Source organism: Herbaspirillum sp. ST 5-3 (assembly GCF_004804275.1).
Classification (GTDB): domain Bacteria; phylum Pseudomonadota; class Gammaproteobacteria; order Burkholderiales; family Burkholderiaceae_D; genus Noviherbaspirillum.
Map to the genome: position 1 here is coordinate 146,364 of NZ_STGI01000012.1, position 14,383 is coordinate 160,746.

General features: G+C 57.8%; 7 protein-coding genes. 3 read left to right on the plus strand and 4 right to left on the minus strand.

Translation table 11 applies throughout. From position 1 onward, the window contains the following. The first annotated feature begins 118 nt into the window (after positions 1-118). Positions 119-2,167: an elongation factor G gene (gene fusA, locus E6W33_RS20800; protein ID WP_136419242.1), complete on the plus strand. Its 2,049-nt coding sequence runs from the start codon at positions 119-121 to the stop codon at positions 2,165-2,167. A gap of 59 nt (positions 2,168-2,226) precedes the next feature. Here fusA and E6W33_RS27895 read toward each other — a convergent pair whose 3' ends face one another. From E6W33_RS27895 to E6W33_RS20815, 3 genes are all read right to left on the minus strand, one after another. Then, positions 2,227-7,002 carry a calcium-binding protein gene (locus tag E6W33_RS27895; RefSeq protein WP_136419243.1) on the minus strand — a complete coding sequence of 1,592 codons (4,776 nt, stop codon included), beginning with the start codon at positions 7,000-7,002 and terminating at the stop codon, positions 2,227-2,229. Positions 7,003-7,029: 27 nt separating this feature from the next. After that, a complete protein-coding gene (locus E6W33_RS20810; RefSeq protein ID WP_136419244.1) occupies positions 7,030-7,926 on the minus strand; it encodes a hypothetical protein in 897 nt (298 codons plus the stop codon). A gap of 526 nt (positions 7,927-8,452) precedes the next feature. Further along, a complete protein-coding gene (locus E6W33_RS20815; RefSeq protein WP_136419245.1) occupies positions 8,453-8,707 on the minus strand; it encodes a hypothetical protein in 255 nt (84 codons plus the stop codon). Between the two features lie 56 nt (positions 8,708-8,763). On the opposite strand from E6W33_RS20815, the gene E6W33_RS20820 reads away from it, so the two are divergent. Next, complete coding sequence (locus E6W33_RS20820; protein WP_136419246.1) at positions 8,764-10,032, plus strand: HD domain-containing phosphohydrolase; 1,269 nt, start codon at positions 8,764-8,766, stop codon at positions 10,030-10,032. A 37-nt stretch (positions 10,033-10,069) separates the two neighbouring features. Here E6W33_RS20820 and E6W33_RS20825 read toward each other — a convergent pair whose 3' ends face one another. Beyond that, the gene (locus E6W33_RS20825) at positions 10,070-10,528 is read right to left on the minus strand and encodes an Lrp/AsnC ligand binding domain-containing protein (protein ID WP_136419247.1); all 459 of its coding nucleotides are present in this window, start codon (positions 10,526-10,528) and stop codon (positions 10,070-10,072) included. A gap of 154 nt (positions 10,529-10,682) precedes the next feature. On the opposite strand from E6W33_RS20825, the gene putA reads away from it, so the two are divergent. Further along, entirely contained in the window at positions 10,683-14,372 is a 3,690-nt protein-coding gene (gene putA / locus E6W33_RS20830) for a trifunctional transcriptional regulator/proline dehydrogenase/L-glutamate gamma-semialdehyde dehydrogenase (RefSeq protein ID WP_136419248.1), read from the plus strand. Positions 14,373-14,383 lie beyond the last annotated feature (11 nt).

Below are 14,383 nucleotides of genomic sequence, written 5' to 3' on the forward strand. Positions count from 1 at the left end.
TGGAGAGTGTTATCCAATCGTTTTGAGCACCGTTCCATCGACGCAGCGCGCAGGCTTGGTGCGATAATGAACCGACAGGATTAACGCGGGATTGTCTAGCTTTCGAAAGGGAATCGCTATGCCATACAGTACCGAAGCCATCCGAACCATCGCCCTGCTCGGGCATACTGCCTGCGGCAAGACGAGTGCGGCCGAAGCGCTGTTGCATCAGGCAGGCATGATCTCCAGCCAGGGCAACCTCGAACGCGGCAGTACGGTCTGCGACTACGACCCGCTGGAACGCAAGTACCAGCATTCGCTCAGCTCTTCCGTTGTCCACCTGCATCATCGCGATACGCGCATCCATCTGATCGACACGCCCGGCTATCCGGATTTCGCGGGGCAGGCGATCAGCGCGTTGCCGGCCGTCGAGACGGCAGCGGTGGTGATCAATGCGCAATCCGGCATCGAAATGATGACGACGCGCATGATGGAGCTGGCGCAGCAGCGCAACATGTGCCGCATGATCATCGTCAACAAGATCGACGCGGAAAATATCGATCTGCCCGGCCTGGTCTTGCGCATCCAGGAAACATTCGGCAAGGAATGCCTGCCGATCAACCTGCCTGCGGCCGGCGCCACCAAGGTGGTGGACTGCTTCTTCAATCCGTCCGGCGAATCCGATTTTTCCTCGGTCGCGGAAGCGCATCGCGCGCTGGTCGATCAGGTGGTCGAAGTCGATGCCGATCTGATGGCGCTCTACCTGGAACAGGGCGAGATCGAACCGGAGCAATTGCACGCCCCTTTTGAACAAGCCTTGCGCGAAGGACATCTGGTGCCGATCTGCTTCGTCTCGGCGCGCAATGGCGCGGGCATTGCCGAGCTGCTGGATGTGTTCGTCAAGCTGATGCCCAATCCGTCCGAAGGCAATCCGCCGATGTTCTATCGCGACGACGTCAACGCGCCCGGCCAGCGCAGCGAAATCCACGCGGTCACCGATCCGGAAAAACACGTGCTCGCGCATGTGTTCAAGATCGCGGTCGATCCCTACGTCGGCAAGCTCTCGGTGTTCCGCATCCATCAGGGCACGGTGCGGCGCGACAGCCAGCTGTATATCGGCGACGCGCGCAAGCCTTTCAAGGTCGCGCACCTCTACATGTTGCAAGGCAAGGAGCAGATCGAAGTCCAGCAAGGTGTGCCGGGCGACATCTGCGCGGTGGCAAAGATCGAGGACATCGCTTTCGACGCCGTGCTGCATGACGCAGCCGAAGACGATCACATCCATCTCAAGCCGCTGCCTTTCCCGCTGCCGATCTTCGGCCTGACCATCGAGCCGAAAAAGCGCGGCGACGAACAACGCATGTGGGAAATCCTGGGCAAGCTCACCGCGGAAGATCCTTGCCTGAAAGTCGAGCACCAGATCAGCACCAATGAAACCGTCCTGCGCGGCCTCGGCGAACTGCACTTGCGCACGGCGCTCGAGCGCATGATGGACGTGTACAAGATCGAAGTCTCCACCCATCCGCCGAAGATCGCCTATCGCGAAACCATCGCCGGCAAATCGGAAGGCCATCATCGTCACAAGAAGCAGAGCGGCGGCGCCGGCCAGTTCGGCGAAGTGTTCCTGCGCGTCGAACCGCTACCGCGCGGCGAGGGCTTCGAATTCGTCGATGCGGTCAAGGGCGGCGTGATTCCCGGTCAATTCATCCCGGCAGTGGAGAAGGGCGTTCGGCAAGTGCTGGATGCCGGACCGCTGGCCGGATTCCCGATGCAGGATGTACGCGTCACCGTCTACGACGGCAAGAGTCACCCGGTCGACTCCAAGGAAGTCGCGTTTTCCACCGCCGGCCGCAAGGCCTTCATCGACGCCGTGCTCAAGGCGCGGCCGATGGTGCTGGAACCGATCGTCAACGTCGAGATCGTCACGCCGGAAGAAAACATGGGTGACATCACCGGCGACCTGTCATCCAAGCGCGGCCAGGTCAGCGGCATGCAAACCGCGCAAGCCGGCACAGTCGTCGTGACCGGACAGGTGCCGCTGTCGGAGCTGAACGGCTATCAGTCGCGACTGCATTCGACCACCGGCGGGCGCGGCAGCTACACGGTCGAGTTCAGCCATTACGACCCGGTGCCGCCGGCGGTGCAGCAGCGGCTCGCGAGCCAGTACAAGGTAGCGCCGGAGGAGTAGGGAAGAGCCTGTGACAATTGGGTAGGCGAGCCGGCCAGGCTCGCCTATGTTGATGCAAGCTACGCACTCGCAACCACAAAATCGGACGCCAGAAGGGTTTTCTGCCCCGTCAGAGTAGCGATTTGTATAGCGCCGTAGTTAGCGCCCTCACCATCCTGATCGAAATACAGGGCGCCGGTCGTAGTGTTGTAAAGGAATTGCGCAGAGGTTCCCGATGCGACCGGTGTGGATGCACCCGAGAGCAGTGTGACCGCTGCGCCAGGCGTCAACCCGAAGTTGCCGCCGATGACCTGGATGACGTCGGCGCCTGAGGTGAAATCCGAAATGGTGTCTGTGCCTTCGCTTGGGGTGACGAATTTGAAGATATCGTTGCCGGCGCCGCCAGACAGGGTGTCGTTGCCAGTACCACCCGTCAGCAGATCATTGCCCCCACCGCCGCTGACATTGTCGTTGCCAGCCCCGCCGTCGAGCACATCGTCCTTGTCCTGTCCGTAGATGCTGTCGTTACCCTCCAGGCCATTGATGCTGTTCGAATAGCCGCCAAGACCAGATATGGTGTCCGCTCCCGCCGTACCATTCTGCTTGCCCGCCACCGTCGCCACATCCCAGGTCGTGCCATCAGCAAACGCGATCGTTTCAATCCGGTTGGCCGAAGAATAAAAGTAACCGGACAAGGTCACCTTGTCGCTGGTGTTGACGTTCAATATCAGATCGTTGCCGCTGCGGTTGACCTGGATATCGCTGGCATTGATGCCGGCACCAAACTGCAGCTTGTCAACGTTGCCGACAACAGTGTCGTAGTCGCCAATCGTGTCGACTCCATCACCCAGGTTGAACATGTAGATGTCATTGCCAGCCCCGCCGTTGAGGTAGTCGTTACCCGCGCCACCGCTTAATACATCGCTCTTTTCCTGGCCATAGATGCTGTCGTTACCCTCCAGGCCATTGATGCTGTTCGAATAGCCGCCAAGACCAGATATGGTGTCCGCTCCCGCCGTACCATTCTGCTTGCCCGCCACCGTCGCCACATCCCAGGTCGTGCCATCAGCAAACGCGATCGTTTCAATCCGGTTGGCCGAAGAATAAAAGTAACCGGACAAGGTCACCTTGTCGCTGGTGTTGACGTTCAATATCAGATCGTTGCCGCTGCGGTTGACCTGGATATCGCTGGCATTGATGCCGGCACCAAACTGCAGCTTGTCAACGTTGCCGACAACAGTGTCGTAGTCGCCAATCGTGTCGACTCCATCACCCAGGTTGAACATGTAGATGTCATTGCCGGCGCCGCCGTCGATTGTGTCGTTGCCAGTACCGCCCGTCAGCAGATCATTGCCCCCACCACCGCTGACATTGTCGTTGCCAGCCCCGCCGTCGAGCACATCGTCCTTGTCCTGGCCGTAGAGACTGTCATTGCCTCCCAGACCATTGATGCGGTTGGCAACGCCGCTGATGCCGTACAGGGTATCCGCCCCCACCGTGCCATTCGCTCCCTTGCCCGCCACTGTCGCCACATCCCAGGTCGTGCCGTCTGCAAACGCGATCGTCTCGATCCGGTAGTTGGCGCCGTAACTTGAATAAAAGTAGTTGCTCAGCGTGACCTTGTCGGTCTCGTTTACATTCAGGGTCAGGTCATTGCCGCTGCGGGTGAGCTGAATGTCGCTGGCATTGATGCCCGCACCGAACTGCAGCTTGTCGGCGTTGACGGCAACAGTGTCGTAGTCGTTGATCGTGTCGGCACCGTCACCCAGGTTGAACATGTAGGTGTCGTTGCCGTAGCCGCCGTCGATTGTGTCGTTGCCAGTACCGCCCATCAGCAGATCATTGCCCCCACCACCGCTGACATTGTCGTTGCCAGCCCCGCCGTCGAGCACATCGTCCTTGTCCTGGCCGTAGAGACTGTCATTGCCTCCCAGACCATTGATGCGGTTGGCAACGCCGCTGATGCCGTACAGGGTATCCGCCCCCACCGTGCCATTCGCTCCCTTGCCCGCCACTGTCGCCACATCCCAGGTCGTGCCGTCTGCAAACGCGATCGTCTCGATCCGGTAGTTGGCGCCGTAACTTGAATAAAAGTAGTTGCTCAGCGTGACCTTGTCGGTCTCGTTTACATTCAGGGTCAGGTCATTGCCGCTGCGGGTGAGCTGAATGTCGCTGGCATTGATGCCCGCACCGAACTGCAGCTTGTCGGCGTTGACGGCAACAGTGTCGTAGTCGTTGATCGTGTCGGCACCGTCACCCAGGTTGAACATGTAGGTGTCGTTGCCGGCGCCGCCATAGAGCGTATCGTTGCCAGTACCGCCCGTCAGCAGATCATTGCCCGCGCCGCCGCTGATATTGTCGTTGCCAGACCCGCCGTCGAGCACATCGCTCTTTTCCGCGCCAGAGATGCTGTCATTGCCGTCCAGGCCATTGATGCTGTTCGAATAGCCACCGAGACCTTGCAGCGTATCGGCGGATGCAGAACCGCTCGTGTGCTCGTAGTCCATTGTTGCCAAGTAAAACTCAAAGCCCTGCCCTGCCACGTTCCCGTATTGGCTAAGGGCATGCCGCAATTGATTTGCGGCAGACCCCTCGCTTGAAAGAGTTGTGGCCAAGTCATCGATTAATTTGGCGCCTTTGGTCGGGTCGGCCACGTAGTGTGACTGTAAATCAGAAACAACGGCAGTAACATCGAAGTCAAACGCACCAGTTGTCGAATTCCACGTTAGTCCTATTTTGCTATACAAACTCTGGATTTGAGGCGTTTGCTCTAGCAATTTTCCATACATAAACTCCGCTAAATTTTGGTAATCCTGCATGATTACCGCAGCTGCGCTCGGCCCAGGATTTGCGGTTCCTTCATTGGTGCCACTTCCTTGCACAAAGCTTTCGGTCAAAAACTTCTCTAGGGTATATAACTTTCGTCCATCATCGATATAATCCCCTCTGCTATTCGCGGCATATTGGTCGCTTCCTGTCCAGGCAAACAGTAGCTGGTCGAGCACTGCGTGACGCGCAGTGCTGCTGTCGGCATTAACGAAATTTTCAACTAGTATTTTCAATTGGCCACTAGTGTCCCGCGCCATCGCCTGATGCAGGCTATGCACGTTACCAAACCCTTGTAAATCCGGTAGCGCTGCGATAGTGTCGCTTACCGGTACCAAATCCTCCTCCACCGTACGCACAAGGTCGACGTCAAACCACACATCATCCACCGCGTGTACACTGCCGTCGGTCCGCGTATATTGCCCAGCCTGTAGGTGCTGATTTCCCTGTGCATCGGTTTGACTCTGCGCTGAATAGGTCAGATTGATGCTTGTTACGCCAGCCGCCTCCAGTCCCAGCAGTTCACCATTCGATACTTGGGCGTTACCGTCGCCGTCTTTCCACACGCGTAGTTCGGAAAAAATAGCGTCGCTGGCGTCGATCTTGCCGTCATGGTTGTTGTCGAGCTCAGCCAGTGCGGCGAACCCGTTCGCAGCCTTGCTGCCATTCGCGAGCAAGGTGTTGTTTCCAAATAGTTCGCCGCCGTTATCGATCTGGCCGTTGCCGTTCCTGTCCAGTACAAGTAGACCGTCGTCCTTACCAGCCCAGCCAGTAGTTTCGGCAAAATGGTTACCGTCGTGATCGAAGTGGATCCCGGCGGACTTGCCGATGGTTTCAACACCGTTGCCGTCGAGGTCGAGGATGAGCGGGCTGACGGTGACCTTGGCGGTGTGAAAGGATGTTTGGAGGGAAGTGATGAAGTTGTTGAGTATGTCGCTGGTGCTGCTAACAAGTTGTCCATTTGCGTCGAACAGATAATTCTTGAAACTTAACTTGTGTCCATGGCTGTCATATTCAGTAATGGCGGTCAGGCTGTTGGTAAGCGCGCCGGCAGTATTGGTCATGGTCACAGTCTCTACGCGTTGATAGTGACCAGTTGTACTATCTCGTGTCCAAATCTGTTGTGCTGTGGCGGTAGCGTAAACAGTGGTGTTGACCTCGTTGAGCACAGACCCATCGGGGGCGTGCGTGTTCATGAAGGTGATTTCGCCCAGGCGGAATGCATTTTGCGCTTCCAAGGCCCTTATCTGGGATAGAGAAGGCACGCCCTCCTGCGCAAAGATCGGTGCCATCGGATGTGAAAAAAGCGTAAAAATACCCTGACCGGATTGCGCGGCGCTTAGACCTCCGATATCAAGTGCGTAGAGCGCAGGCGGAGTATCGTGCACGTTTTGCAGATAGGTTTGCAGAGGGGGCGCGGTATAGACCGCGACATCGTTTAAGTGCTGCCCAGCAGTGCCGACCACGGTGTACTGACGGGCCTCGAATGCCCCAGCACTCAACTGATAGTTGTCCTGCAATTCGTTGAGGCCGTTACTTTTCCAGTACTGTTTGAGTGTCGCAAAATCGTTGCTTTGGGTGGGTCCCGACGCCCCGGGACCGTCAATACTCATGCCATTCAGGCCGTAAAATTTTGAAGTCACCTCAGCAAGCCCGCCACCGAGCGAGTGCCCGGTGACGTCGAGGCTTGCACGAATTTCATCCAGTGAAAGAGTTTGATTGGCACGCTTGATTTGCAGGATTGCCGCGCCAGCAAAGTTCACCGCGTCCGCCATCTGAGCATGCCAATTGCCATCGGCGAATTGAGCGTCGGCGCCGGTAAAGTCGGCTAGGTTGTCGGAACCGCGGAATGCGATCCGGTAATTGCCATTGCCATCGGTGTATAACTGCGCGGCGAAGCTGGAATTGGTGGCATGGAAGTCTTCGATAAGTACAGGTTGCCAGCCGAGAACGATCTGTCCGCTAGCGCTATTATTCGTGCTGTACGCGGCTTCCGAAAAAATGCCATACGTCGAAAATGTTGTTGTCATTATTCATTCCCTGTTGGGCAGATAAAATTATTTGGATTGCGTGGGCAGCGTGTGTTGAATTAACTGTTTCCACCCGGAAGACTTCAATTTGTCGGCAGCACGCACTTTTTCGGTGAACCACTCCGGCAATTCGATGACGTGGGCAAACTCTGAAAGCAACCTCCCATTACTGCCTTGCACTTCTGGCTTCCTTAGAACCAATACAAATTTATTCACACCCTGCTTTTCCATGCGTGGATTCGTGAAGAAGCCGATGTTCCCTTCCAAGCTGATGAAGTTGTAACCCGGCAGCAGCTCTTCGATGTACATGAATTCTCCCAGCGCCGTAATTGGCCAAACAACGCGGTCACCCTTGACCCCTACGAGACCAAACGAAGATTGTTTGAATTTGGTTTGAAACCCAGGCCGCTCATTCGACCAGGTGGAACCGGTGTCTTTTCGAGTAACGCTGTAAGGCAGGTTATTGGAGAGAAGGTGTTTGGAAACGGGAAGCATGTATAGCGCACCTACCGAGTATTTCGTGTCACTGATCGCGGGCAGCGTCAGATCCTTTTTGTAATAAATCTCAAATCCCAGTGCGATGCGACGCGAGCAGTTTTCCTTGTTGCCGCCATAGCCGCATTGTTCTGCGCCTTCCTGCAGGAGATGAAACGCCACGGCTTCCGCACCCTTGAGATTTGCATCGACAAATTCGGGTGGCATGCAGTACTTGCTTGCGAATTCTGGCGAAACAACCCAGAGGTAATCGTCCTTGGTGTAATGCGTTTTTCCTGGACGCGGGCCGCTGTAGTAACCATCGGAACAGTTTTGATATTTCGATTTGATTTCCGCTTCAGTCAGCACCGATTCGGCGAACGATAAATGACTGAGTGTGCATAGCAGAAGTCCGCACAATAAAAAGCGTGTACTCGATATAGAAGTCATGGTGCTGTCTCCTTGAGGAAATTGGAGTGACGTGGTTGTGTATTGCCGTTCATTCGGGCAGGATTTCCATCATGGCGGACGGGATCCATCGATGCATCATTGCGCTCCCGTTGAAAGGATGGGACTGACGAATTGTTTGCACAGCATTTCAAAGCAAGTCGATTTGGTTTGGCAACGAGATTGCCTTTGCGATCGGCAAATGTAACGCATCACCGACCTCAATCCATCCCCAGCTTATGGGAGAAAACGCGGATTTGAGAAATGTTGAGGAATCTCTTGGTTTGAGTATGGCGAGCTGTCACGAGCGCATTGCGGTCGTCATGCAATGCAAATGAAAGAAATCCAATAACCAATGCCATCGCGGATTGAGACATATTCCAGCATGGGGAAAGCCCACCTGCGTCGATCCAAGGCAGCGCCGAAAAAGCAAACAAGAATAGCCGATGGATTTTGCGCTGAAAAATCTCCGCCAAAAGAACGAGATGATTCGTGGCTTGAATGCCGACAGAGAGGAGCGCCTCGCGTATTAGGGGTCTCCGCTCAGAAAATGAATAGGCAAGCAAATCGGCAGGTTGGTGGTGTTCTTCATTTCTTCCATCACTGCATAGGTGTGAGTCTCGCGCACGCCTTTCAGTTGCAGCAGTAACTTGCCCCAGAAAATCGTAAGGCCATCATCGCCACAAGAAGCAGAGCGGTGACGCCGAAAGAGTAAAAGCAGCAGGAATCGCATTACGAAGAACCCGTCGTCATTTGCCGCAATCGCTTTGCTCCCCGGCGGCATCCCCCGCGCCATCAAGAAGCGTTATTATTGCCCCTTGGAACAACAGGGGTATTTCCATGAAATTGCGGGGTCTGCTGAAAAACGCGCTCATCCGGGTGCTTGCCGTTTCCTTCACCGTGGCGGCCGCGGCTGCCGTTCTCGGTTATCTGCATGCGCGTGAATCGGCGGAAGACGCGTCGGTGCGCATGCTCGGCATCGAAACGCGGCGCGTGGTGCCGGCCGCCATCCTGGAATTGCCCTCGCCGCAACGCGAGCAGGCGCTGGCAAAGGCGATCGAAAGCATGGTGGGCGGCATCTTCGCCGTCGCGGAGGTGTATTCGGCCGATGGCAGGAAGGTTGCCGAAGCCGTTCAGCCGGGATTCGACGACATCGAAGAGGCACTGAAGAAGCTGCCGCATGGCGCGCCGCCGGCGGGAGGCGGTTACGATTCCGCGCAGGTGCTGGGCCAGCAGGTATTGCGCGTCTTCACGCCGTTGATTTCATCGACAGGCCTGGTGATTGGCCATCTGGAAGGCGTGCGCGTGCTGGACGAGGTGGAATTGTCGAACATCCGCCACTCGGCCATCGTGTCGGCGCTGCTGGCTGCGGTATCGGTGCTGGTATGCGCGCTGGTGCTGGCGCCCCTGCTGACCGATCTGGCGGTGAAGAACTTCCGCCGCGCGCAATCGCTGCTGGAAGCGCACATCGGCATCCTCGAAGCGCTCGGGCGCGCGATTGCCAAGCGCGATTCCGACACCGGCGCGCACAACTACCGCGTGGCGTGGATTGCCGCGCGGCTGGGCGAGGAAGCCGGACTGAATCCGGCGCAGATGCGCAACCTGATCGCCGGCTCCTTCCTGCACGATGTGGGCAAGATCGGCATTCCGGATGCGATCCTGCTCAAGCCGGGCAAGCTCGACGCGGAGGAGTTTGCGATCATGCAGCAGCATGTTGACCTCGGCGGGCAGATTGCGGGGGAGGCCGGCTTCCTGGTCAATGCGCGCGAAGTGATCGAAGGCCATCATGAGAAGTGGGACGGCTCGGGCTATCCGAAAAAGCTCGCCGGCACGGCCATTCCGCTCGCCGCGCGCATCTTCTGCATCGCGGATGTGTACGACGCGCTGCGCGCCAGGCGTCCCTACAAGGAGCCGTTCCATCGCGACAAGGCGATGGCGATCATGCGCGAAGGCAGGGAACAGCATTTCGATCCGGGGCTGCTGGACATCTTCGAACGCATGGTCGATGAAATCGAAACGCGCGCGATCAGCGCGAGCGAAGCGGACACCATGGAGCTGATGCGGCAGATGGCGAACCGGCATTTCTTTTCCGACGCAGACATGGCTTGATGCCGCCCGTCGGAATGACAGATGGGGACTGAGAGTCTTATCGGATCGGCAGCTTGGTAGTGTTCTTCACTTCTTCCATCACTGCGTAGGTGTGCGTCTCGCGCACGCCTTTCAGTTGCAGCAGTGACTTGCCGAGGAATTCGCGGTACGCATTCATGTCTTTTACGCGTGCCTTTACCAGATAGTCAAAACCACCGGCGACCATGTGGCATTCCTGCACTTCAGGAATCACCTGAACGCTGCGCTTGAAGGCTTCGAACACTTCCGGTGTGGTGCGGTCGAGCACCACTTCAATGAACACCAGCAGCGACACATCGAGCAATTGCGGATTGAGCTGCGCGGTGTAACTCATGATGTAACCGGCTTCCTGCAGCTTGCGAACGCGCTCGAGACAAGCGGCCGGCGACAGGTTGACGCGAGACGCCAGCTCCACATTGCTGATGCGGCCGTCGTTCTGCAATTCAGAAAGAATTTTCTTGCTGATTTTGTCGAGCATGGCATTCGTCTCGTAAGAATTTTGTTCGGCGCGATTGTCCCACAAAATACAAAATTTCGATAGTGAACCGGATTTCCAGAATTAATCCTTACTAAAGCTTACTACAATCGAATCATCATTTTTTGTGACCGATTTCTCTTTTGTACGGATTTTTATGTTGATTTCCTCCCGTGAAGTAACACCCGTTCTGACTCCATTTGCTGCACTGCACGCGGAAGTTTCCCATGAAACGACACCCTTGCGCGCGGCCATCACTGCCGCCTATCGCCGCGACGAGCGCGAAGCCGTGCAATGGCTGCTGGCGCAGGCCAAGGTCAATCCGACCGCGCAAGAACGCACGCAGTCGCTGGCGCGCGAGTTGGTCGAAGCCGTGCGCGAAAGGCGCACCCGTTCATCCGGCGTCGATGCGCTGATGCACGAATTTTCCCTGTCTTCCGAAGAAGGCGTGGCCCTGATGTGCCTGGCCGAAGCCCTTCTGCGCATTCCCGACCACCAGACCGCCGACCGCCTGATCGCCGACAAGATCAGCAAGGGCGACTGGCGCAAGCACCTCGGCGAGTCGCCCTCGCTGTTCGTGAATGCCGCGACCTGGGGCTTGCTGATTACCGGCAAGCTGGTCGGCACCAGCAGCGAACAGGGCCTCGGCTCGGCGCTGACGAAACTGATCGCCAAGGGCGGCGAGCCGCTGATCCGCAAAGGCGTCGATCTCGCCATGCGCATGCTGGGCAACCAGTTCGTGACCGGCCAGACCATTGCCGAAGCGCTCGCCAACAGCCGCGACAATGAAGCGCGCGGCTACCGCTATTCCTATGACATGCTGGGCGAAGCGGCGCTGACGATGGAAGACGCGGAGCGCTATTTCCGTTCCTATGAAAGCGCCATCCATGCGATCGGCAAGGCCTCCAACGGCCGCGGCATCAAGGACGGTCCCGGCATCTCGGTCAAGCTGTCCGCCTTGCACCCGCGCTATTCGCGCGCGCAACGTGATCGCACCATGCAGGAATTATTGGGCAGCCTGAAGAAACTCATCCTGCTCGCGAAGCAATACAACATCGGCCTGAACATCGATGCGGAAGAAGCCGACCGACTGGAATTGTCGCTCGACTTGATGGATGCATTGGCATTCGACCCTGAACTGGCCGGTTTCGACGGCATCGGCTTCGTGGTGCAGGCGTATCAAAAGCGCGGTCCCTTCGTGATTGAGTATCTCGCCGACCTAGCGCGCCGCAGCCAGCGCAAGTTCATGATTCGCCTGGTGAAGGGCGCGTACTGGGATGCCGAAGTGAAACGCGCGCAAGTCGATGGCATGCCGGGTTATCCGGTGTACACGCGCAAGGTGTATTCCGACGTGTGCTACCTGGTCTGCGCGCAAAAGCTGCTCGCCTCCACCGACGTGATCTATCCGCAATTCGCCACGCACAATGCGCAGACGCTTGCCTCCATTTATATCTGGGCGCAGGAATTTGGCGTGACCGATTACGAGTTCCAGTGCCTGCACGGCATGGGCGAAACGCTGTACGACCAGGTCGTAGGCGATGACAAGCTGAACAAGCCCTGCCGCATTTACGCGCCGGTCGGCTCGCATGAGACGCTGCTGGCCTACCTGGTGCGTCGCCTGCTGGAAAACGGCTCGAATTCTTCCTTCGTCAATCAGATCGTCGATGAGAGCGTCGCCGTTGACAGCCTGATCGCCGATCCCGTCGAAGTCGCGAAGACGCTGGGCGGTGAACCGCATCCGGGCATTTCCTTGCCGGTCGATTTGTATGGCATGGAACGCAAGAATTCCGCCGGCGTGGACTTGAGCAATGAAAACGTGTTGCGCGATGTCGACGCCGTCTTCGCGGATTTCGGGAACAAGCAATGGCAAGCCGCACCTCTGCTCGCCTCGCTATCGGAAAGCAGGAATCAGCCGCAGAACGTGATCAATCCCGCCGATCATCGCGACATCGTCGGCCAGGTGATCGAAGCCGGCGCCGAAGAAGTGGAAAGCGCGCTCAACGCTGCACAAGCCTATGCGACGGACTGGCAAACCTTGCCGCCTGCGCTGCGCGCTGCAGCACTGGTGCGTGCCGCCGATTTGCTGGAAGAGCATCAGCTCGAACTGATGGCGCTGGCAATTCGTGAAGCCGGCAAGTCGCTGCCGAACGCCATTGCGGAAGTGCGCGAAGCGGTCGACTTCCTGCGCTATTACGCCGCACAGGTGCAGACCGGACCGAATACCTTTGCGCTCGGCCCCGTGGTGTGCATCAGCCCCTGGAATTTTCCGCTCGCGATTTTTATCGGCGAAGTGAGCGCCGCATTGGCGGCAGGGAATGTGGTGCTGGCCAAGCCGGCGGAACAAACCCCGCTGATCGCCCATCGCGCCGTGCAATTGCTGCATGAAGCCGGTGTGCCGCGCGGCGCGTTGCAACTCCTGCTGGGCCGCGGCGAAACCGTCGGCGCAAAACTGGTTGCCGATGCGCGCGTCTGCGGCGTGATCTTCACCGGTTCGACCGAAGTGGCGCAGTTGATCAATCGCACGCTTGCACAGCGGTCCGTCAAGGAAGCACGCGAGATTCCGCTGATCGCGGAAACCGGTGGCCAGAATGCGATGATCGTCGACTCCAGTGCACTGCCGGAGCAGGTGGTGCAGGACGTCATCAGTTCCGCCTTCGACAGCGCCGGCCAGCGCTGCTCCGCCTTGCGTGTGCTCTGCCTGCAAGCGGACATCGCGGACAAGACCATCAAGATGCTGAAGGGTGCGATGCAGGAATTGCGCGTCGGGAATCCGGACCGCCTTGCCACCGACATCGGTCCGGTGATCGATGCGGATGCGCAAAAAGGATTGCTGCTGCACATCGAACGCATCAAGACCCACGCGCGCGATTTTTATCAACTGACGCTGCCGGAGGATTGCCGGCAAGGCACATTCGTTCCGCCGACCGTGATCGAAATTTCATCGCTGTCGGAGTTGCAGCGTGAAGTCTTCGGACCGGTGCTGCACGTCATTCGTTATCAGCGCGACCAATTGCCGAAACTGATCGAAGACATCAACGCAAGCGGTTACGGCTTGACGCTCGGCATTCATTCACGCATCGATGAAACTATTGACTTCATCACCGCGCGTGCGCACGTCGGCAACATTTACGTCAATCGCAACATCGTCGGCGCGGTCGTCGGTGTGCAACCTTTCGGTGGTGAAGGAAAATCCGGCACCGGTCCGAAGGCGGGCGGGCCGCTGTACCTGAAGCGCCTGCAACGCAACCCGGTTGTCGCCATCGGCGGTCACACCATTCATCAGAAACAGGCACCGGCATCCGCGCAATCCGCTTTCGAACAATTGCTCGCATGGGCGGACACGCACGGCCACGAACGTGTCGCCAGCCTCGGCGAATCCTATGCGCATGCAACGCCGCTGAATACATCACTGGTGCTTCCGGGACCGACCGGCGAGCGCAACACGCTCAGCTTTGCTCCGCGCGGCACGGTATTGTGTGCGGCAACAAGCGTGAGCGGATTGCTGAATCAGCTTGCCGCTGCGCTTGCGACAGGCAATCGCGTCGTCATGGATGCCGCATCCTCGCTGCTCTTGCCGTCCGGTTTGCCGCAGGCTGTGCGCAATGCGGTAACGGTTGTCGAAGAAGATGCACTTTCCCGACAAGCGCTCAACGTCGCACTGCTCGACGCACCGAAGATGCGCAGTCTTCTGCCGGAGCTTGCTGCACGCGACGGCGCACTGTTGCCTTGCATAGAGACCTGCGAAGCGGAAATGGTGCCCTTGTGGCGCCTGGTTGCCGAACGCGCACTGTGCGTCAACACGACTGCGGCGGGCGGCAATGCAAGCCTGATGACCATGGGTGCGTAAGCGCGACCGGG

Excerpts from the sequence above, each read along its gene's own strand:
- fusA (WP_136419242.1), top strand. The coding sequence starts at position 119 with ATGCCATACAGTACCGAAGCCATCCGAACCATCGCCCTGCTCGGGCAT.
- E6W33_RS27895 (WP_136419243.1), bottom strand. The coding sequence starts at position 7,002 with ATGACAACAACATTTTCGACGTATGGCATTTTTTCGGAAGCCGCGTAC.
- E6W33_RS20810 (WP_136419244.1), bottom strand. The coding sequence starts at position 7,926 with ATGACTTCTATATCGAGTACACGCTTTTTATTGTGCGGACTTCTGCTA.
- E6W33_RS20815 (WP_136419245.1), bottom strand. The coding sequence starts at position 8,707 with ATGCCGCCGGGGAGCAAAGCGATTGCGGCAAATGACGACGGGTTCTTC.
- E6W33_RS20820 (WP_136419246.1), top strand. The coding sequence starts at position 8,764 with ATGAAATTGCGGGGTCTGCTGAAAAACGCGCTCATCCGGGTGCTTGCC.
- E6W33_RS20825 (WP_136419247.1), bottom strand. The coding sequence starts at position 10,528 with ATGCTCGACAAAATCAGCAAGAAAATTCTTTCTGAATTGCAGAACGAC.
- putA (WP_136419248.1), top strand. The coding sequence starts at position 10,683 with ATGTTGATTTCCTCCCGTGAAGTAACACCCGTTCTGACTCCATTTGCT.